Annotated in this window: 19 protein-coding genes; 16 read left to right on the forward strand and 3 right to left on the reverse strand. The window is 40.1% G+C overall.

The window, feature by feature from the left end:
* Positions 1-102 precede the first annotated feature (102 nt).
* On the reverse strand, positions 103-585 hold the full coding sequence (locus M1G14_RS10445) for an S-ribosylhomocysteine lyase (protein ID WP_009732333.1): 483 nt from the start codon (positions 583-585) through the stop codon (positions 103-105).
* A 234-nt stretch (positions 586-819) separates the two neighbouring features.
* Here M1G14_RS10445 and M1G14_RS10450 point away from each other — a divergent pair, with 234 nt between their 5' ends.
* From M1G14_RS10450 to M1G14_RS10510, 13 genes are all read left to right on the forward strand, one after another.
* Complete coding sequence (locus M1G14_RS10450; protein ID WP_247926580.1) at positions 820-2,427, forward strand: ribonuclease Y; 1,608 nt, start codon at positions 820-822, stop codon at positions 2,425-2,427.
* Positions 2,428-2,534: 107 nt separating this feature from the next.
* Positions 2,535-3,167, forward strand: a complete 633-nt coding sequence (gene gmk / locus M1G14_RS10455) for a guanylate kinase (RefSeq protein ID WP_003003905.1) — start codon at positions 2,535-2,537, stop codon at positions 3,165-3,167.
* Positions 3,168-3,192: 25 nt separating this feature from the next.
* A complete protein-coding gene (gene rpoZ, locus M1G14_RS10460) occupies positions 3,193-3,507 on the forward strand; it encodes a DNA-directed RNA polymerase subunit omega (protein ID WP_003010339.1) in 315 nt (104 codons plus the stop codon).
* Positions 3,508-3,571: 64 nt separating this feature from the next.
* Positions 3,572-5,980 (forward strand): primosomal protein N', encoded by a 2,409-nt coding sequence (locus M1G14_RS10465; RefSeq protein WP_070845534.1) that lies wholly within the window; start codon positions 3,572-3,574, stop codon positions 5,978-5,980.
* An 11-nt stretch (positions 5,981-5,991) separates the two neighbouring features.
* Positions 5,992-6,927 carry a methionyl-tRNA formyltransferase gene (fmt, locus tag M1G14_RS10470; RefSeq protein WP_070845532.1) on the forward strand — a complete coding sequence of 312 codons (936 nt, stop codon included), beginning with the start codon at positions 5,992-5,994 and terminating at the stop codon, positions 6,925-6,927.
* Positions 6,917-8,230, forward strand: a complete 1,314-nt coding sequence (gene rsmB / locus M1G14_RS10475) for a 16S rRNA (cytosine(967)-C(5))-methyltransferase RsmB (RefSeq protein ID WP_070845530.1) — start codon at positions 6,917-6,919, stop codon at positions 8,228-8,230. Before fmt ends, rsmB begins: the two co-directional genes overlap by 11 nt.
* A gap of 21 nt (positions 8,231-8,251) precedes the next feature.
* Entirely contained in the window at positions 8,252-8,992 is a 741-nt protein-coding gene (locus tag M1G14_RS10480) for a Stp1/IreP family PP2C-type Ser/Thr phosphatase (protein WP_247926581.1), read from the forward strand.
* The gene (pknB, locus tag M1G14_RS10485; RefSeq protein WP_247926582.1) at positions 8,989-10,860 is read left to right on the forward strand and encodes a Stk1 family PASTA domain-containing Ser/Thr kinase; all 1,872 of its coding nucleotides are present in this window, start codon (positions 8,989-8,991) and stop codon (positions 10,858-10,860) included. The genes M1G14_RS10480 and pknB overlap by 4 nt, the downstream gene beginning before the upstream one ends.
* A gap of 116 nt (positions 10,861-10,976) precedes the next feature.
* Entirely contained in the window at positions 10,977-11,672 is a 696-nt protein-coding gene (liaF, locus tag M1G14_RS10490) for a cell wall-active antibiotics response protein LiaF (protein WP_247926583.1), read from the forward strand.
* A complete protein-coding gene (locus tag M1G14_RS10495) occupies positions 11,669-12,685 on the forward strand; it encodes an envelope stress sensor histidine kinase LiaS (protein WP_070464859.1) in 1,017 nt (338 codons plus the stop codon). Before liaF ends, M1G14_RS10495 begins: the two co-directional genes overlap by 4 nt.
* The gene (locus M1G14_RS10500; protein WP_049486059.1) at positions 12,682-13,314 is read left to right on the forward strand and encodes a response regulator transcription factor; all 633 of its coding nucleotides are present in this window, start codon (positions 12,682-12,684) and stop codon (positions 13,312-13,314) included. Before M1G14_RS10495 ends, M1G14_RS10500 begins: the two co-directional genes overlap by 4 nt.
* 44 nt (positions 13,315-13,358) lie before the next feature.
* Positions 13,359-14,759: a bifunctional Cof-type HAD-IIB family hydrolase/peptidylprolyl isomerase gene (locus M1G14_RS10505; RefSeq protein WP_247926584.1), complete on the forward strand. Its 1,401-nt coding sequence runs from the start codon at positions 13,359-13,361 to the stop codon at positions 14,757-14,759.
* Position 14,760: 1 nt separating this feature from the next.
* Positions 14,761-15,126 carry a S1 RNA-binding domain-containing protein gene (locus tag M1G14_RS10510; RefSeq protein ID WP_070464853.1) on the forward strand — a complete coding sequence of 122 codons (366 nt, stop codon included), beginning with the start codon at positions 14,761-14,763 and terminating at the stop codon, positions 15,124-15,126.
* A gap of 50 nt (positions 15,127-15,176) precedes the next feature.
* On the opposite strand, the gene cysK is transcribed toward M1G14_RS10510, so the two are convergent.
* Positions 15,177-16,100 (reverse strand): cysteine synthase A, encoded by a 924-nt coding sequence (cysK, locus tag M1G14_RS10515; protein ID WP_003004014.1) that lies wholly within the window; start codon positions 16,098-16,100, stop codon positions 15,177-15,179.
* Positions 16,101-16,222: 122 nt separating this feature from the next.
* Entirely contained in the window at positions 16,223-16,864 is a 642-nt protein-coding gene (locus tag M1G14_RS10520; RefSeq protein WP_070464851.1) for a YigZ family protein, read from the reverse strand.
* Positions 16,865-16,919: 55 nt separating this feature from the next.
* On the opposite strand from M1G14_RS10520, the gene M1G14_RS10525 reads away from it, so the two are divergent.
* From M1G14_RS10525 to hpf, 3 genes are all read left to right on the forward strand, one after another.
* Entirely contained in the window at positions 16,920-18,218 is a 1,299-nt protein-coding gene (locus M1G14_RS10525) for an ATP-dependent helicase ComFA (protein WP_070464848.1), read from the forward strand.
* Entirely contained in the window at positions 18,215-18,880 is a 666-nt protein-coding gene (locus M1G14_RS10530) for a ComF family protein (protein WP_070448982.1), read from the forward strand. The genes M1G14_RS10525 and M1G14_RS10530 overlap by 4 nt, the downstream gene beginning before the upstream one ends.
* 81 nt (positions 18,881-18,961) lie before the next feature.
* Positions 18,962-19,504 carry a ribosome hibernation-promoting factor, HPF/YfiA family gene (gene hpf / locus M1G14_RS10535; RefSeq protein ID WP_049483460.1) on the forward strand — a complete coding sequence of 181 codons (543 nt, stop codon included), beginning with the start codon at positions 18,962-18,964 and terminating at the stop codon, positions 19,502-19,504.
* Positions 19,505-19,736: the final 232 nt, after the last annotated feature.

Here is a 19,736-nt window from a genome sequence, read left to right on the forward strand (position 1 = left end):
TGATGAAATCAGCGTAGTAGAGCCCACTCAACCACTGCGTCTTGCTCGACAATCCAAAAATAATTGAGAGGCTAGGAATTTTGTCCCAGCCTCTTTTTCGTATTAAACAAGATGACGTTCAAATGGATCATCTGAGATTCCTTGATCTAGAATCAAGCGACACCATTCTTTGGCTGAGAAGAGGCTGTGATCCTTGTAATTTCCGCAAGACTCAATGGTTGTGCCTGGGACATCCTCCCAAGTGCTGATAGAAGCAATTTCTTCTAGAGAATCTTTAATCACTTTAGCAATTTCCGTACTTGAATGCTGTCCCCACATGATCATATGAAAACCGGTGCGACATCCAAATGGGGAACAATCAATCATTCCATCGATGCGTTTGCGAATAAGCATTGCAAGAAGGTGCTCGATGGTGTGGAGCCCTGCCGTTGGAATCGCATTTTCATTGGGTTGCACCAGGCGAATATCAAAGTTAGAGATGATATCTCCTTTGGGTCCAGTTTCCTCACCAATCAAGCGTACATAGGGAGCCTTTACAGCTGTGTGGTCCAATTCAAAACTTTCAACAATTACTTCTTTTGTCATACTCAAATCCTTCTTTGTTTTTCTTGATTATAGCATAAAAAAGCAGATTCAACAAAGTGGAAATAAATGAATTCCTCACAGATGTTCCATGAAAGAAACGTGGATAAAAGAACAAGGGTTAAGCAAAAATATAAAAGGTTTTTCCTGTTTTTTTAGATTGTTAATTTTAGTAATTTATGGTAAAATGTAAAAGAATTTTTAATTCAACTAATTAAATAGATTTGGGGTAAAAGCATGAATTTTGTAATTACAGGTGTTTTTGCCGCGGTCATTGGTTTAGTCATTGGATATGTGGGAACTGCTCTTAAAATGAAAGCTTCAAAAGAAGCTGCGGAACTCACCCTTTTGAATGCTGAACAAGAAGCAACGAATTTACGTGGACAGGCTGAACGCGAAGCCGATTTGATTTTAAAAGAGGCGAAGCATGAGTCAAGTTCACTTAAAAAAGAAGCACTTTTGGAGGCAAAGGAAGAAGCCAGAAAATATCGTGAAGAGGTCGATGCTGAGTTTAAGTCAGAACGACAAGAATTGAAGCAATTAGAAAGCCGTTTGGCAGAACGTGCTAGCAATCTTGATCGTAAAGACGACATTTTAACAAGCAAAGAACAGTCTCTTGAACACAAAGAGCAAAGTCTTACAGATAGAACTAAACACATTGATGCGCGTGAACAACAGCTGGAAGAGCTTGAACACAAGAAAGTAGAAGAACTGGAACGTGTCGCTGCTCTAAGTCAAGGAGAAGCGCGTGACATTATTTTGAATCAGACGGAAGAGCATCTTTCAAAAGAAATTGCATCGCGAATTCGTGATGCTGAGTTGGAAGTGAAGGAACGTTCTGATAAGATGGCTAAAGACATTCTTGTCCAAGCCATGCAACGGATGGCAGGTGATTTTGTTGCAGAGCAAACAAACTCAACCGTTCATTTGCCAGATGATAGCATGAAGGGCCGTATTATCGGTCGTGAAGGGCGCAATATTCGTACCTTTGAGAGCTTGACAGGTGTCGATGTGATTATCGATGATACGCCAGAGGTGGTGACCTTGTCAGGGTTTGATCCGATTCGTCGTGAAATTGCCCGTATGACAATGGAGAGCCTTCTCAAAGATGGTCGCATCCATCCAGCCCGCATCGAAGAGCTGGTTGAGAAGAACCGTCAGGAAATTGACAATCGTATTCGTGAATACGGTGAGGCAGCTGCCTATGAAATCGGTGCGCCAAACCTCCATCCAGATTTGATGAAAATCATGGGACGGTTGCAATTCCGTACATCTTATGGTCAAAACGTTTTGCGTCACTCCATTGAAGTTGCCAAACTTTCTGGTATTATTGCCAGTGAGTTGGGTGAAAATGCTACTTTGGCACGACGTGCAGGGTTCTTGCATGATATCGGTAAAGCGATTGACCGTGAAGTGGAAGGAAGTCACGTTGAGATTGGGACAGAATTGGCACGTAAGTATAAAGAACACCCAGTGGTTGTCAATACTATTGCCAGTCACCATGGAGATGTGGAACCTGAAAGTGTTATCGCAGTCATTGTCGCTGCAGCTGATGCCTTGAGTGCGGCTCGACCTGGAGCACGAAGTGAGTCACTTGAAAGTTACATCAAGCGTTTGCAAGATCTTGAAGAAATTGCAAACAGCTTTGAAGGAGTTAAGACAAGTTTCGCCCTTCAAGCAGGACGTGAAATCCGTATTATGGTGAGCCCTGAGGCAATCAAGGATGATAAAGTGACGATCTTAGCTCATGATATTCGTGAGAAGATAGAGTCAAATCTTGAATATCCTGGAAACATTAAGGTTACCGTTATTCGAGAATTGCGTGCAGTAGATTACGCAAAATAAACGAAAAGCTTGAGATCTAGCATCTCAAGCTTTTTGAATGAAAAAAATCAGTTGAAAATTAGGCCGATTTTTGTTACACTAGATAGAAAGACATTGAAGGAGAAATCATGGCGGATCGTGGCTTATTAATTGTATTTTCTGGCCCTTCAGGGGTTGGAAAAGGAACGGTCAGACGAGAAATTTTTGAAAACTCGGACAATCAGTTTCAGTATTCTGTATCGATGACGACGCGTGCACAACGTCCAGGTGAAGTGGATGGTGTCGATTATTTTTTCCGTACACGTGAAGAATTTGAAGATTTGATCCGTCAAGGGCAAATGTTAGAGTATGCTGAGTACGTTGGAAATTACTATGGGACTCCTTTAACTTATGTGAATGAAACCTTGGACAAAGGAATCGATGTATTCCTTGAAATTGAAGTTCAAGGTGCGCTCCAAGTAAAGAAAAAAGTGCCAGATGCAGTTTTTATCTTCTTAACCCCGCCTGATTTGGATGAATTACAAGATCGATTAGTGGGACGCGGAACAGATAGTGCAGAAGTTATTGCGCAACGGATTGAAAAAGCAAAAGAAGAAATCGCCATGATGCGTGAATATGACTACGCAATTGTGAACGATGAAGTTCCTCTTGCTGCTGAACGTGTCAAACGTGTGATCGAAGCAGAACATTTCCGTGTAGACCGTGTCATTGGGCATTATCTGGATATGTTACCAAAAACACAAACTATTGTGAAGAGATAAATAATTAGAAATTAGGTATAGGAATATGATGTTAAAACCTTCTATTGATACATTGCTTGACAAAGTACCCTCAAAATACTCATTGGTCATACTTGAGGCAAAACGGGCCCACGAATTGGAAAGTGGTGCAGTGCCAACTCAAGAATTCCAATCGGTCAAATCAACATTACAAGCGCTTGAAGAAATCGAGTCAGGAAACGTAGTTGTTCACCCGGATCCAGAAGCAAAACGTGAAGCGCTTCGTCGTCGGATTGAAGCAGAGCGAATCCGCAAAGAAGAAGAAGAGCGCAAAATTAAGGAACAAATTGCCAAAGAAAAAGAAGATGGTGAAAAAATTTAAGGTTGGGGACTTCTCAATCTTATTTTTTGCTATTTAAAGGGTTCCGTGATAAAGTAAAGCTCATATGATAGAGGCTGGAGGTGAAAAAGTGATAGCAAAAGTCATCGTAGATGTTCCATTGATGCAGACGGATAAACCCTATTCCTATCAGATTCCATCAGAATTTGAAGATATGGTTGAGGCGGGAATGCGAGTTCATGTTCCCTTTGGTAAAGGGAATCGCCTCATTCAAGGGATTGTGGTAGACGTTGTAGAAGAGGCAGATACAAGCGAGGAATTGAAGGCGATTGGAGAGGTATTAGACTACACTCCAGTCTTAAATCAAGAGCAGTTCTGGTTGGCAGATCAATTGCGAAAAAGTGTCTTTTCCTACAAAATAACAATTTTAAAAGCCATGCTTCCCTCACTTCTTAATTCCAGTTATGACAAGATTTTGTATCCTCAACCATCTTTGGATCCAACTCTCAAAGAGAAACTTTTTTGTGAAAAAAATGAAGTTTCTTTTTCTTCTCTAGATGTGGCCGATCAAGCCCAAGTGATGCGGTTGGTCAGAAAAGGTGATTTGGTACTTGAATACAAGGCCAAGGATAAGAAACAAATTAAAACAGAAAAATGGTATCGCGTTAACCAGGAACGATTAAAAGAACTGCAACCGACTGCGAGAGCTAAAAAAAGACTAGTATTGAAAGAACGCCTGTTGCTAGAGCAAGAGGAGCAACCTTTAGCAGGATTGTATCAGGATTTTTCACGAGAAGTAGTGGCCTATTTTATTGATCAGGATATATTAGAAATTACCGAACGAGAAGTGAATCGGGCAGCATCTTACTATGAAGGAAAAAAACAAACCCGAGCTTTAGTCTTAAATCCAGAACAATCAAAGGCTGTAAAAACAGTTGTTTCTAAACTTGGGAAAGAATCAAAGCCCTTCTTATTAGAAGGTGTGACTGGAAGTGGGAAAACAGAAGTTTATCTGCAGATTATTCAGGAAGTTCTAAATAAGGGGAAAACGGCTATTATGTTGGTTCCTGAGATTTCCCTGACGCCACAGATGACGGATCGTTTTATTTCCCGTTTTGGTCAGGAAGTAGCCATTCTACACTCGGGCTTATCAAATGGTGAGAAGTATGATCAATGGCGAAAAGTTGAACGTGGGGAGGCCAAGGTAGTCGTTGGAGCACGCTCAGCCATCTTTGCTCCTTTAAAAAACATCGGAGCGATCATTATTGATGAGGAGCACGAGGCTTCCTACAAACAAGATAGTAATCCACGCTACCACGCAAGGGATGTCGCAGTCCTAAGGGCTCAGTACAATCAAGCAGTCTTGCTTCTTGGATCTGCTACACCAAGTTTAGAATCACGGGCTCGTGCAACAAAAGGGGTTTATGAATTAATTCGTCTAACCCAGCGGGCCAATCCGGCAGCCAAAATTCCAGAAGTTAAAGTCGTTGATTTTCGTGATTATATTGGCCAAAATGAAGCTGGTAACTTCACTCCGGTTCTAGTGGAAGCTATTGCTGATCGCTTGCAGAAAAAAGAGCAGGTTGTCTTGATGTTGAACCGCCGTGGTTATTCCAGTTTTGTCATGTGTCGCGAGTGTGGAACTGTAGATACTTGTCCCAATTGTGACATCTCACTGACCCTCCATATGGATACTAAAACCATGAACTGTCATTATTGTGGCTATAGTAAAGCGATTCCTCGACACTGTCCAAATTGCCAAAGTCCTTCTATTCGTTATTACGGGACAGGAACGCAAAAAGCCTATGATGAATTACAAGAGATCTTTCCTGAAGCTAAAATTCTGCGCATGGATGTGGATACCACTCGAAAAAAAGGGAGCCACGCAGCGATATTAGATGCTTTCGGGAATGGAGAAGCGGATATTTTGTTAGGGACGCAAATGATTGCGAAGGGCTTGGATTTTCCAAATGTGACGTTAGTGGGTGTCTTGAATGCGGATACTTCTTTAAATTTACCGGATTATCGATCCTCTGAGAGAACCTTTCAACTCTTGACTCAGGTGGCAGGAAGGGCCGGACGAGCAGAGAAAGAAGGAGAGGTTATCATTCAAAGCTACAACCCCAATCATTATGCGATTCGATTTGCCAAAGACCAAGATTATGAAGGTTTTTTTGCCTATGAAATGCAGATTCGCCGGCAGTTAGGCTATACGCCTTATTACTTCACAGTTGGACTAACCCTATCTCATAAGAGTGAGGAAATGGTGATGGAGAAGTCACATCAGGTCATGGAAATTCTCCGATCTGGCTTATCTGATCAGGTCCAAATCTTAGGACCAACACCTAAACCAATTGCACGCACACATAATTTGTATCATTATCAAATCATTGTGAAATATCGTTTTGAAGAAGGGATGACACAGGTCTTGAATCAAATCTTAGAATTTACTCAAGAAAGAGGCAACCAAGATCTCCGTGTCAGTATTGATAATGAACCTCAAAGTTTTATGTAAGGAAGAAAGAAATGACAAAATTAATTTTTATGGGAACGCCTGATTTTTCAGCGACGGTTTTAAAGGGATTGTTAGCAGATTCGCGCTATGAAATTTTGGCAGTTGTGACGCAACCAGACCGCAAAGTAGGTCGCAAAAAAGAGATTCGAATGACCCCAGTGAAGCAGGTAGCTTTGGAACATCAACTACCGGTTTTTCAGCCGGAGAAATTATCGGGTAGTCCGGAAATGGAAACTCTCTTATCCCTAGATGCAGATGGAATTGTGACCGCTGCTTTTGGACAATTTTTACCGACAAAATTGTTGGAGAACTTCCAATTTGCGGTGAATGTCCACGCGTCTTTATTGCCTAAATATAGAGGTGGAGCTCCCATTCACTATGCCCTGATCAATGGTGATGAAGAAGCTGGAGTTACAATTATGGAAATGGTCAAGGAAATGGATGCCGGAGACATGATTGCAGCTCGTTCTCTCCCAATTTTAGATGAGGACAATGTGGGAACTTTGTTTGAAAAATTGGCTGTCCTTGGACGTGACTTACTCCTAGATACTTTGCCAGCTTACCTGGCAGGGGAGATCAAGCCAAGTCCACAAGATCCAAGTTTGGTCACATTTTCACCGAATATTTTACCGGAAGAAGAGGTTTTGAACTGGACCAAAACCAATCGCCAAGTCTTTAATCAGATCCGAGGGATGAATCCTTGGCCGGTCGCTCATACGTTATTAAATGGGCAACGCTTTAAAGTTTATGAAGCAGAGCTATGCGAAGGAAATGGAAATCCAGGAGAAATGATTGCTTTGACCAAAAAAGAGTTGGTGGTCGCTGCAGGAGAAGGCGCATTGTCCCTCAAAGTTGTGCAGCCGGCAGGAAAACCAAAAATGTCCATCACAGACTTTTTGAATGGCGCTGGCCGTCAATTGAAAGTAGGAGATCACTTTGGAAGTTAAACAAATGAATGCGCGTGAACAGATCGTTCGAGTGTTAGAAGAGGTTTTTGAACAGGGAGCTTATTCTAATATTGCACTAAATCAAGCGCTAGAACACTCTCAACTTTCAGATAAAGATAGAAGCTTTGTTACGGAAGTTGTATACGGTACTGTAGCACGAAAGATAACACTCGAGTGGTATCTCGCCCACGTAATTGAAGACCGGACGAAATTAGATCCTTGGCTCTATTATCTTTTGATGATGAGTTTGTATCAACTTGTCTATTTAGACCGAATTCCCGATCATGCCATCGTCAATGAAGCTGTCCAGATAGCAAAACGTCGTAAAGAAGGCAGTGAGAAGTTTGTCAATGCTATTCTTAGAAAGCTCCTCCGCGAGGGGCTACCAGCTGTTGATACGATCAAGCGAAAGAACAAACGTTATTCGGTAGAGTATTCCCTACCTGTATGGTTGGTCAAAGCATTGATCGAAGAATACGGTGAAGAACGCGCTTGCGCTATTTTTAAGAGTCTCTATCAGCGTAATAAATCCAGTATTCGTGTGATTGATCTGGACGAAAAAGAAGAGTTGGCTCAGCTGCTCGAAGCAACCTCCTCTCTACTTGCTTCGTCCGCTCTCGTGAAAGAGCAGGGACATTTTGCAGGACACTCCTTGTTTAAAGAAGGGCGCATTACTATTCAAGATGAGTCCAGTCAGTTGGTGGCACCAGCTTTGGATTTGCAAGGAGATGAGTGGGTTTTAGATGCCTGTGCGGCGCCAGGTGGAAAGACGACTCACCTGGCTTCTTATCTTACAACTGGAAAAGTCACAGCCTTGGATCTCTATGACCATAAGCTCAAATTGATTCAAGAAAATGCTAATCGGCTCCATGTTGCGGACAAAATTTTGACAAAGAAGTTAGATGCGACAAAAGTCTTTGAAACATTTGGACCTGATGCTTTCGATAAAATTTTGGTGGATGCGCCTTGTTCAGGGATTGGTTTGATACGGAGAAAGCCTGATATCAAGTACAATAAAGAGAGTGCAGATTTTGTATCTTTACAAGCTATTCAATTGGCCATTCTGGATAGTGTTTGTCAAAGTGTGCGTAAAGGTGGTATAATAGTGTACAGTACGTGTACAATTATGGGCAAAGAGAATTTTGAAGTGGTGGACCAATTTTTGAAAAACCATCCAAATTTCGAACAAGTCCCATTGGATCACGAAAGAAAAGATATTCTTAAAAATGATTGTATCCTTATTACACCCGAATTATATGGAAGTGACGGCTTCTTTATCAGTCGTTTTAAGAGAATCTCATAATATCAGGAGGAAACTGACAGTATGGATATGACGATCTTAACCGATGTAGGTCAAAGACGGACAAATAACCAAGACTATGCAAATCAATATAAAAACAAGGCAGGAAAATCTATGGTTTTACTTGCTGATGGTATGGGAGGACACCGTGCCGGAAATATTGCTAGTGAAATGGCAGTCACAGACCTAGGTGCGGCTTGGGTTTCTTCTGAGATCGAGACGGTTAATCAAGTACGGGAATGGTTTGCAGAACATTTAGAAGCTGTGAACCGTCGGATCCATTTAGCTGGGCAAGATGATGAGCACAAAGGAATGGGAACGACACTGGAAGCTTTGGCTTTTGTAGAAGAACAAGTGATTTATGCCCATGTTGGAGATTCGCGGATTGGCCTCATTCGTCAGGGCGAATACCAGCAGTTGACCAGTGATCATTCTCTTGTAAATGCTCTTTTGCGAGCAGGTCAAATCACAGAGGAAGAAGCAGCCCATCATCCTCAACGTAACATCATCACTCAGTCCATTGGCCAAAAAGATGAGTTGGAGCCGGATTATGGTTTGGTGACGGTTGAAGCAGATGATTATATTTTGATCAATAGTGACGGTTTAACTAATATGATTGGCCCGGATGAAATCAGAGATATTGTCTTGAGTGATGTTTCACTGGAAGAAAAAGCTCAAACCTTGATTCGTTTTGCCAACAATGCTGGAGGCTTGGATAATATCACTGTTGTACTGCTCCACTTTACTGAGGAGGACGCAGCATGATTCAAATCGGCAAAATTTTTGCCGGGCGATATAAAATCATCCAACAAATTGGACGCGGCGGGATGGCAGATGTTTATCTTGCGCGTGATTTGATTTTAGATGGGGAAGAAGTTGCAGTCAAGGTACTGCGTACGAATTACCAGACGGATCCCATTGCAGTTGCACGTTTTCAGCGTGAAGCAAAGGCGATGGCAGAGCTGGACCATCCAAATATCGTTCGGATTACAGACATTGGCGAAGAAGAAGGACAACAATACCTTGCAATGGAATATGTTGCAGGTTTAGACTTGAAACGCTATATCAAAGAAAATGCTCCTTTATCAAATGAAGAAGCTGTTCGTTTGATGGGGCAGATCCTTCTAGCTATGCGTCTTGCCCATACACGTGGCATTATCCATAGAGATTTAAAACCACAGAATGTCCTCTTGACACCAGATGGAACAGCAAAAGTTTCAGACTTTGGGATTGCAGTGGCCTTCGCAGAGACTAGTTTGACCCAGACCAACTCGATGTTGGGGTCGGTTCATTATTTGTCCCCTGAGCAGGCGCGTGGTTCAAAAGCTACAGTGCAAAGTGACATCTACGCGATGGGGATCATTTTCTATGAGATGTTGACAGGACACATTCCTTATGATGGAGATAGTGCAGTCACAATTGCTTTGCAGCATTTTCAAAAGCCACTCCCATCTATTCGTGAAGAAAATAAGAATGTTCCACAAGCTTTAGAAAATGTGGTGATCAAAGCGACAGCTAAAAAACTGACGCATCGCTATAAATCAGTGGCAGAGATGTATGTGGACCTTTCAAGTTGCTTGTCCTACGAGAGAAGAAATGAGAAAAAATTGGTTTTTGAAGATCAATCGAAAGCTGATACAAAGACTCTTCCAAAAGTGAGTCCAACTCCAAAGACGGCTCCTGTTCCAATCTCTGAGGTACGCAGTGAAATCAGTTCAGTAGATCCTAATCGACCATTATCTGACCAGCAGGCAATGGCACCAAGTAAAAAGCCAAGAAGACGCTTGCGGGCACGCTACAAGGTCTTGTTTGTTGCCATTGCCCTAGTTCTTGCAGCCTTTACTTTTTTGTTGTATATGAGCCCAGCCAATAAAACAGTTCCAGATGTTTCCGGCAAAACCATTGCCGAAGCTAGAGCGGTTATTGAGGGACAAGACCTTCAAGTCGGTGAAGAGAAAGAAGAGTACAGTGATTCGGTTGCAGAAGGCTACGTCATTCGAACCAATCCAAATGCAGGAGCCCAAAAGAAAGAACAAAGTCGAATTGATTTGATTATTTCCAAAGGACCAAACAGCTTTGAAATGCCAAATTACGTGGGTGAAACACGGGCAAAAGCAGAAGAAGATCTGAAAAATACTTATAAAGTATCAAGCAAAATGATCACGATTGAAGAAGTTGAGACCTTCGATTATGCTGCAGGGACAGTTCTTGAACAAACTCCAGCTCCAGGAGAGCAATATTCTCTGAATTCAAAAACAAAGATTGTTTTGAAAGTAGCGAAAGAAACGACTTCAATTGAAATGCCAAACTATGTTGGATCAACTTATGATTTTGCTAGAAGTAATTTGATTGAGATCTATGGTATTAAAGAAGCCAATATCGAATTAAGAAAAACAGAACATCTCCCTGATGGGGTAGTTGTTTCTGCAGGTCAAATTGTCAGTCAAACTCCAGAAGTTTCGAGTACGGTGGATATTAACCGAACACGAATTGTTTTAACGGTATATGAGCCTAAAGTGACAGCTTCTTCAAGTACGAAAGCCTCATCAAGTTCAGATACATCTAGTTCATCTTCTGCTGAACGATCAGATACAGAAAGTTCTAGCAGTAGTGCAACTGGTGGAGATTCATAAATCAGTCTAAGACTCAGATGGATTTCTGAGTCTTTTTGATTGTATGCGTTTATCCAACCATAGACGGAAGTAAAATGAGGAAAAATTTGATAAAATAGGAAAAGATGAGGTAGACTATGTGGAAAATACAAATTTTTATTTTCGTTGAGGCTGTTTTGTTAACATTAGCAGCGATCACCATTTTATCAATCGATTTTTCCAGATTTGTTGTCTTAATGGTTCTCTTTTTGCTTCTTATGTACTACTATTTTGGCAAACAAAAAGCGAATTTTCTATTAATCGCGCTGAGTGTGCTCTTGTTTTTTATCGTGATGCTGAATCCTTTTGTGATTGCAGCCATTTTATTTGCGGTGGTTTATGGTTTATTGATTGCTTACCCTTATATGTATAAGGAAAATGAAGCAGTTGTGTTTGATGTTGAAGAGGATACGAAAATTCGTCAGGAAAAAACTCGATGGATTGGTGATTTACAACATTTTTCAAAGCAAAGTCGAGGGTATCGAGATCTGAATGTGATCCGAGTTTTTGGGAATGACACCCTCCATTTAGAGGAGGTAGCCATTTGCAATTGGGACAATGTAGTGATCATTCGGAAAGGGTTTGGAAATACAAAAATTATCTTACCGATTGATTTGGAATTGCATTTACAAATTAACACCTTGTATGGAGATCTGAAGTTTTTGGATCTTCCTGTCCGTAAAATGAGGAATGAAACCATAGATATTGAAACGGCACATTATCGGAGATCGCACCGTTCTGTAAAAATTGTGTTAGTTGGTATTGTTGGGAATGTTGAGGTGATTCGCGCATGAAGAAATTAGACTATCTCCTATTGTATTTCTATTCCCTAATGGTGGTTGCGGTCATTTGTCATACCATTTTCCATTTTGTTGGTTTTCAGTGGGGCAAACTTCTCTCAGATCTTTCCTTGCTTCAATCATTCCTATTTTTGATTTTTAGTCTGACGCTTGCATTGACGGCTTTGGTTATCTTAATTATTAAAATCACGCAATTTGTAACGGTTCATGCAGTACAACAAAAGGTAGAAGCGATCCTGACTGCTTCACAGCGAAAAGAAATTGCCCCCAAAGAATTGAATCAACAGTTAGATTTATTGGACAGCAAATTGCTTCGACTAGAAGAAAATTTACAAAAAAGTGAAAATCGTGTGATGCGAAATGAGGAAGAAATTGTGGAAATCGAGCGTAAGAGAATTGCGCGTGATCTACATGACACGGTTAGTCAAGAGTTGTTTGCAGCCAATATGATTTTATCTGGAGTGGCAGCACAGGCCCTTGAGTTAGAGAAAAGTCAGATCCAGCAGCAACTAAATGGTGTGTCAGATATTCTAGGGACAGCCCAAAATGATTTACGCGTCTTGCTCTTACATCTTCGTCCTACAGAATTGGAAGGAAAAAGTTTGGTAGAAGGTATGGAGATGATTTTTAGAGAATTGAAGGAAAAGAGTAACCTAACAGTTGTCTTCCATCATAATGACGTGAGCATTCCAAAAGATATGGAAGAACATCTATTTCGAATCGTCCAAGAAATTGTCAGCAATACCTTGAAACACGCTAGAGCTCAACAAATGGATGTCTTTTTGCATCAGGAAGGAAAACAACTTCATTTACGGATGGTAGATGATGGAATCGGCTTTGAGCAGGAAAAATTGGAACGATTGAGTTATGGGTTGAAAAATATTCAAGAACGTGTAGAAGACATGGCGGGGACCATTAAAATAAGAACGAGTCCTCAAAAGGGAGTGGCTGTAGATATTCGTGTTCCCCTCCTTGTAAAAAATAAAAATGAAAAGGAAACTGTATGAAAGTATTATTAGTAGATGATCATGAAATGGTCCGATTGGGATTGAAAAGCTTTTTGTCCATGCAATCCGATATTGAGCAAGTCTTAGAGGCGAAAAATGGGCAAGAAGGGGTGGAGTTGGCGCTGAAAGAAAGACCAGACGTCATCATCATGGATATTGTGATGCCAGAGCTAAATGGAATCGATGCGACTCTAGCCATCCTAAAAGAGTGGCCGGAAGCTAAAATTGTCATTTTGACGTCTTATTTAGATAACGAAAAGATTTACCCTGTCTTAGATGCAGGTGCAAAAGGGTATATTTTAAAGACCTCGTCAGCAACTGAGATCTTACAGGCTGTCAGAAAGGTTGCAAAGGGAGAATTTGCAATTGAGACAGAAGTTAGTCAAAAAGTTAAGTCACGAAAGAACCATGCTGAATTGCATGATGATTTGACAGCTAGAGAACGAGATATTCTGGCTTTATTGACGAAAGGATATGAAAATCAACGAATAGCAGATGAACTCTTCATTTCTTTAAAAACAGTGAAGACCCATGTCTCCAACATCTTATCCAAATTAGAAGTCAGTGATCGGACGCAAGCAGTCGTCTATGCCTTCCGACACCATCTGGTGAATCAAGAAGATTTTTAAAGGGAAACATGCTATAATAGAGCATGATCATAAGGGGGAGACAAGTGGAAGCAAAATTACGTTATAAAGCCAAAAAAGTTAAAATCGTCTTTTTTGATATTGATGATACATTACGTGCAAAAGAAACTGGATTGATCCCAGAATCTGTCAAAGAAGTCTTTCATCAATTGAAAGAAAAAGGAATCCGAACAGGGATTGCAACGGGTAGAGGGATTTTTGGGGTTGTTCCTGAAATCATGGACTTAAAGCCTGATTTTCTAGTAACCTTAAACGGTGCCTATATAGAAGATACAAAAGGAACTGTGATCTACCAATCACCAATCAATGAAGCAATCGTTTCTTCTTTTGTGGATTGGGCCAAAGAATCCGAGATTGATTATGGGTTAGTAGCTAGTCATCAAGCTTCCCTGTCTAATCGGACACCCTTGATCAGTGATGCTATTGACATCATTTATCCAAACTTACCAGTAGATCCAGACCTGCATTTGAAAGAACCTATTTTCCAAATGTGGACCTTTGATGAACAGGATAGTGAGCTAAAGTTGCCCCCTTCTTTGCAAGAGAACTTGCGCCTAGTTTCGTGGCATCCCCATTCGTCAGATGTTGTTCGCTTTGAAGCTTCAAAAGCTTCAGGAGTTTCTCATCTTGTAAATCATTTGGGCTTGAAGCCAGAGAATGTTTTAGTATTTGGGGATGGATTAAATGATCTAGAACTGTTTGATTACGCTGGAATTAGTATCGCAATGGGAAAATCTGCCCCAGAGTTACAAGAAAAAGCTGATTATATCACTAAGAATTTAGAAGAAGATGGCATATTCTATGCCTTAGAGGAGTTAAATATGGTTGAAAAAGAATTGACATTACCACAGTTAGAACTTGCTACGGTTGACGGTCCTGTCGCTGTGATCAAAACCAATCACGGTGAGATGAACATTCAATTGTTCCCGGATCAAGCGCCAAAAACAGTTGCAAACTTTGTAGCTCTTGCTAAGTCTGGCTATTATGATGGTGTCATTTTCCATCGAATTATTAAAGATTTTATGATCCAAGGGGGAGATCCAACAGGCACAGGTATGGGTGGTGAATCCATCTATGGGGAGAGCTTCGAAGACGAGTTTTCAAAAGAATTGTACAATATTCGCGGAGCCCTTTCGATGGCAAATGCTGGACCAAACACAAATGGCAGCCAATTCTTTATTGTACAAAATCAACATCTTCCATATTCGAAAAAGGAATTGGTCCGCGGTGGCTGGCCTGAAAAAATAGCAGAAATCTATACGACAGAAGGGGGAACTCCTCACCTAGATCAACGTCATACAGTATTTGGTCAATTGATGGATGAAGCTTCTTTTGCTGTGTTGGATGATATCGCGGCTGTTGAGACAGGGATGATGGATAAGCCAGTAGAAGATGTCGTGATTGAAACCATCGAAATTGAGGACTAATATGAGAATTGGAGATAAGTTAGAAGGAACCATCACAGGAATTCAACCTTACGGCGCCTTTGTCGAACTAGAGTCGGGTGTGACGGGCTTGATTCATATCTCAGAGATTAGAAGTGGTTATGTAAGTAATATTCAGGATATTCTGTCGATTGGGGAGAAGGTCTTTGTCCAAGTCATCGATGTTGATGAATATTCTAAGAAAGCTAGCCTCTCTCTGAGAACACTAGAAGAAACACCACAACGAAGCATTCGACACCATCGTTTTTCAAATGACCGCTACAAGAGTGGTTTTGCGCCCTTAGCTCAACAGATGCCGACCTGGGTTAAAGAAGGAAAGGTATTCTTTAGCAAACAAGAAAAGAAATAAAAACTTCGATAGGTTGATGAAACCTATCGAAGTTTTTTTGATATAGAGAATTATTCAAATTCGTAAAGGGTAGTAGAAAGGTAACGTTCTCCATTATCTGGTGCAAGAGCAAGAACTTTTTTACCGCTACCCAATTCTTTTGCGACTTCAATAGCAGCATAGATAGCAGCTGCGCTTGAGATACCGACTAAGAATCCTTCAGCTCCACCGATAGCGCGTGCAAGTTCGAAAGCTTCTTCTGAAGATACGCGACGAACACCATCATATGCATTAGTGTCTAAAGTATTTGGGATAAAACCAGCTGAAATCCCTTGGATTTTATGTGGTCCAGGTTTTTCGCCAGAAAGGACTGCGGATTCATTGGCCTCAACGGCATAGACTTTGACAGCAGGATTATTCTTTTTCAAAGTATGAGAAATACCAGAAACAGTACCACCAGTACCAACACCTGCGACAAAAGCATCTAAACCATCTTTTCCAAAGGCATCAACGATTTCTTGTCCTGTTGTTCTTTCATGTACCTCTGGGTTAGCAGGGTTTTCAAATTGAAGAGGAAGGAAGCCATTTCTTTCTGCAGCGATTGCTTCAGCTTTAGCGATGGCACCTTTCATTCCTTCACTTCCAGGAGTCAAAACGAGTTCAGCTCCATAGGCTTGGATGATTTTACGACGTTCCACACTCATGGTTTCAGGCATGACAATCACAACTTTGTAGCCTTTAGCTGCGCCAACCCATGACAAGCCAATCCCTGTGTTTCCACTAGTTGCTTCGACAATGGTATCACCTGGTTTGATCAAGCCATCCGCTTCAGCTTTTTCAATCATGCTCAAAGCAATCCGGTCTTTAACAGATGACCCAGGGTTGAAAGCTTCGAGTTTGACATAGACATCTGCAGCTCCTTCAGGAACAAGACGATTCAATTTGACAATCGGAGTGTTCCCAATCAATTCTGTAATATTTTCATAAATAGCCATAATATACCTCAGTTCTAGGTTTTCTTGATACTAACAAGTATAGTCTCTTGCGAGAAGAATGTAAAATATAGAAATTTTATGGGTGTGATAAAAAAAAACTATCGTTGCCGATAGTATTTTAATTATTTTTCTACAGAAAGTAGGGGTACTTCAACCTCACGAATTCCTTGATCCTCAATAATGACTTTACCATTGTAAAATTCGACTAAAGCTGCTGTGATAGAGTTTGTGTTTTCTTTATCCACAAAAATAGTTGTCATCACCTGATCTGTAAACATTGGATCTTGTTCCGCCAATTGATGGTCTTTTAAGAAATTAGCAAATTCTTGGTATTGGGAATAAGAAAGTGTGATCCCAAGTACCACTTGCTCTTTGATTTCTACCAGTCCAATCTCTCGAACTGCTTGTGCAACACTTCCAGCATAAGCACGAATCAGACCGCCAGCACCTAATTTAATACCTCCAAAATAGCGGGTAACCACGACACAACTATTAGTGATGCGATGATTCTCCAAAACTCCTAACATCGGTACCCCAGCGGTTCCACTAGGCTCTCCATCGTCACTGGTCCGTTTGATGTCACTTTGTTCCCCAACGATGAAAGCAGAGCAGTTATGTGTAGCCTTATAGTGTTCCTTTTTGATGGCATTGATAAAATCTCTAGCTTCCTCTTCAGAGGAGACTCGCTTGACATGACAAATGAATTTTGATTTTTTGATTTCTTCTTGAACAGTGCCGTTCTCTTTAAATGTAACATATTCCATATTCTTATTTTACAAAAAAAGAATGATTTTCTCCAACTTTTGCGAATTAATAAGTATGAAGATAGAAGATTCTTATGGAAGACTCTTAACGGAGAGTCAAATGACAAATGATCTGAAAGAAATTGCCCAAGAACTTCCAGCTATGGAAAAACAGAATGGAAGGTACCAATGTTTTCGATGTGGCAGTTTGATTGATCAAAAACTGTGGAAGTTGAGTGAGGAGGTGCTGTATTGTAGAGCCTGTATCCAATTTGGAAGGATCCGGAGTGATCAAAAACTTTATGCTATTGCACAGAAAGACTTTGAAGGACAGGAGGTGTTAAACTGGAAGGGAACCTTGACTTCCTATCAACAAGAGGTATCTGAAGGACTTATCCAAGCAGTTAAGGCAGGAAAACATGCCTTGGTACATGCTGTGACAGGAGCTGGAAAAACTGAAATGATGTATCAGGTTGTAGCAACAGCGATCAAGGCAGGAAAAGCAGTCTGTATTGCTACCCCAAGAATCGATGTCTGTATAGAATTGTACGGAAGAATGAAGGAAGATTTTTCCTGCCCCATCTCTTTGCTTCATGGAGAATCGGAACCCTATTTTAGAACACCCTTGGTGATCGCTACAACCCACCAATTGCTAAAGTTTTATCAGGCCTTTGATCTCCTTATTATAGATGAAGTAGATGCTTTTCCCTATGTAGACAATCCAATCTTATATAAAGCAGCTCAGAATGCAATAAAAAAAGAGGGGAATACCCTATATTTAACAGCAACCTCTACAGATGAGTTAGATAAAAAGGTCAAGAAAAAAGAAATCATTCGTTATAGTCTTCCAAGAAGATTTCATGGGAACCCGCTAGTGGTCCCTGAAATAAAATGGGTGCCGAAAATTAGAGAAAAAATAGAAAAAGGAAGAATCCCTTACGAACTATTGCAACTGATTAAGAAACAAAGACAGACTCACTACCCATTGTTAATCTTTGTATCTGAAATAGAATTAGGACAACAATTCACTGAGAACTTAAAAAAATACTTTCCCAAAGAAACAGTAGGTTTTGTATCCTCACAGACAACAGACCGTCTACGAATGGTAGAAGAGTTTAGAAACAGAGCCATAACCATGCTAGTCTCTACAACAATTTTAGAAAGAGGAGTGACTTTTCCGTTTGTAGATGTCTTTGTTTTAGAAAGTAATCACAAATTATTTACTAAAAGTGCTCTCGTACAAATTTCAGGAAGAGTCGGTCGAAGTAAAGAAAGACCAACAGGTAAACTACTTTTTCTATCAGATGGAATAACACGAGAAATGAAGAAAGCGATCAAAGAAATAAAGGAAATGAATCAGGAGGCTGGATTTTGAAAGAATGCTTGCTTTGTACTAAAGAGTTGAAAACTGGTGAACATTTCACAGACCTTATTTTTATGAATCAACAAGAAGAATGGATTTGTAAAGAATGCAAAGAAGACTTCGAACAAATTGGCGAAATCCATTGTCCTAGATGTTATAAAGATAAAGAGGAGAAAGTATGTAAAGATTGCGAATACTGGATACAAAAGGGGAATATAGTCGAACATGAAGCATTATATAAATATAATGCAGCAATGAAGGACTATTTCAGGAGATATAAATTTGAAGGAGATCGTTTATTAGGAATGGTATTTGGATGTGACATCAAAAAAGCCTTGAAAAAGTATAAAAGCTATACGATAATACCAACTCCAATCAGCCATGAAAAAAATCAGAAGAGAGGATTCAATCAAGTATCGACTATACTAGATTTTGCAGAGATAAAGTACAACAGTCTATTCCAAAAAGAAGACACTTTAGCCCAATCAAAAAAAACAAGAGAAGAAAGATTAAAAACCTCTCAGCACTTTCAATTAAAAGGAGAAATTTCAGAAAAGCAGAAATATCTAATCATCGATGATATCTACACAACGGGCAAAACAATCGAATTAATGAAGCACCTACTAATTGAAAAAGGTGTGAAAGAAATAAAGACATTTTCAATCGCAAGGTAAAAAAAGATTTGCAAAAACTTTATGAAAGCGTTATAATATACATATAAATAAAAACATAATGTTTAGAAAGTAGGTACTAATATGATTAAATATAGTATCCGTGGTGAAAACCTAGAAGTAACAGAAGCCATTCGCGACTATGTCGTTTCTAAACTCGAAAAGATTGAAAAATATTTTCAGGCAGATCAAGAGCTAGACGCTCGAGTAAACTTAAAAGTTTACCGTGAAAAGACCGCAAAAGTAGAAGTAACCATTCCGCTTGGATCTATCACACTTCGTGCAGAAGATGTCTCTCAAGATATGTACGGTTCAATTGATCTAGTTGTAGATAAAATTGAACGTCAAATTCGTAAGAATAAAACAAAAATCGAAAAGAAAAATCGTGTTAAATCTGGTGCAGGTAAATTGTTTACCGATGCAGTTGTAGAAGAAGTAGCAACCACAGAAAAAGTTGTTCGCTCAAAAACAATTGATCTAGAACCAATGGATTTAGATGAAGCGATCCTTCAAATGGATCTATTAGCACACGATTTCTTCATTTATCGTGATGCAGAGGATAACACAACAAATGTGATCTACCGTAGAGAAGATGGAGACATCGGTCTATTGGAAGTAAAAGAATAGAGATCAAAAAAAGAGATTGAAAACATCAAATAAATTATAGAAGAATCAGGAGCATTTGTGCTCCTGATTTTTTATATAAATAAAAAACTTTCCAAAAAATAAAATTTTTTGGAAAAAAGTGTTGACAGTAAGGAGAGGTCATGATATACTAATATAGTTGTCGCGCGAGAGCGACAAAGACCTTTGAAAACTGAACAAGACGAACCAATGTGCAGGGCGCTATAACTAAGGT

Origin of the sequence: Streptococcus parasanguinis (assembly GCF_023109675.1) — a bacterium.
GTDB lineage: Bacteria > Bacillota > Bacilli > Lactobacillales > Streptococcaceae > Streptococcus > Streptococcus parasanguinis_I.

Coding starts and splice junctions, on each gene's coding strand:
- M1G14_RS10445 (WP_009732333.1), bottom strand. CDS start 585: ATGACAAAAGAAGTAATTGTTGAAAGTTTTGAATTGGACCACACAGCT.
- M1G14_RS10450 (WP_247926580.1), top strand. CDS start 820: ATGAATTTTGTAATTACAGGTGTTTTTGCCGCGGTCATTGGTTTAGTC.
- gmk (WP_003003905.1), top strand. CDS start 2,535: ATGGCGGATCGTGGCTTATTAATTGTATTTTCTGGCCCTTCAGGGGTT.
- rpoZ (WP_003010339.1), top strand. CDS start 3,193: ATGATGTTAAAACCTTCTATTGATACATTGCTTGACAAAGTACCCTCA.
- M1G14_RS10465 (WP_070845534.1), top strand. CDS start 3,572: ATGATAGAGGCTGGAGGTGAAAAAGTGATAGCAAAAGTCATCGTAGAT.
- fmt (WP_070845532.1), top strand. CDS start 5,992: ATGACAAAATTAATTTTTATGGGAACGCCTGATTTTTCAGCGACGGTT.
- M1G14_RS10480 (WP_247926581.1), top strand. CDS start 8,252: ATGGATATGACGATCTTAACCGATGTAGGTCAAAGACGGACAAATAAC.
- pknB (WP_247926582.1), top strand. CDS start 8,989: ATGATTCAAATCGGCAAAATTTTTGCCGGGCGATATAAAATCATCCAA.
- liaF (WP_247926583.1), top strand. CDS start 10,977: ATGTGGAAAATACAAATTTTTATTTTCGTTGAGGCTGTTTTGTTAACA.
- M1G14_RS10495 (WP_070464859.1), top strand. CDS start 11,669: ATGAAGAAATTAGACTATCTCCTATTGTATTTCTATTCCCTAATGGTG.
- M1G14_RS10500 (WP_049486059.1), top strand. CDS start 12,682: ATGAAAGTATTATTAGTAGATGATCATGAAATGGTCCGATTGGGATTG.
- M1G14_RS10510 (WP_070464853.1), top strand. CDS start 14,761: ATGAGAATTGGAGATAAGTTAGAAGGAACCATCACAGGAATTCAACCT.
- cysK (WP_003004014.1), bottom strand. CDS start 16,100: ATGGCTATTTATGAAAATATTACAGAATTGATTGGGAACACTCCGATT.
- M1G14_RS10520 (WP_070464851.1), bottom strand. CDS start 16,864: ATGGAATATGTTACATTTAAAGAGAACGGCACTGTTCAAGAAGAAATC.
- M1G14_RS10525 (WP_070464848.1), top strand. CDS start 16,920: ATGAAGATAGAAGATTCTTATGGAAGACTCTTAACGGAGAGTCAAATG.
- hpf (WP_049483460.1), top strand. CDS start 18,962: ATGATTAAATATAGTATCCGTGGTGAAAACCTAGAAGTAACAGAAGCC.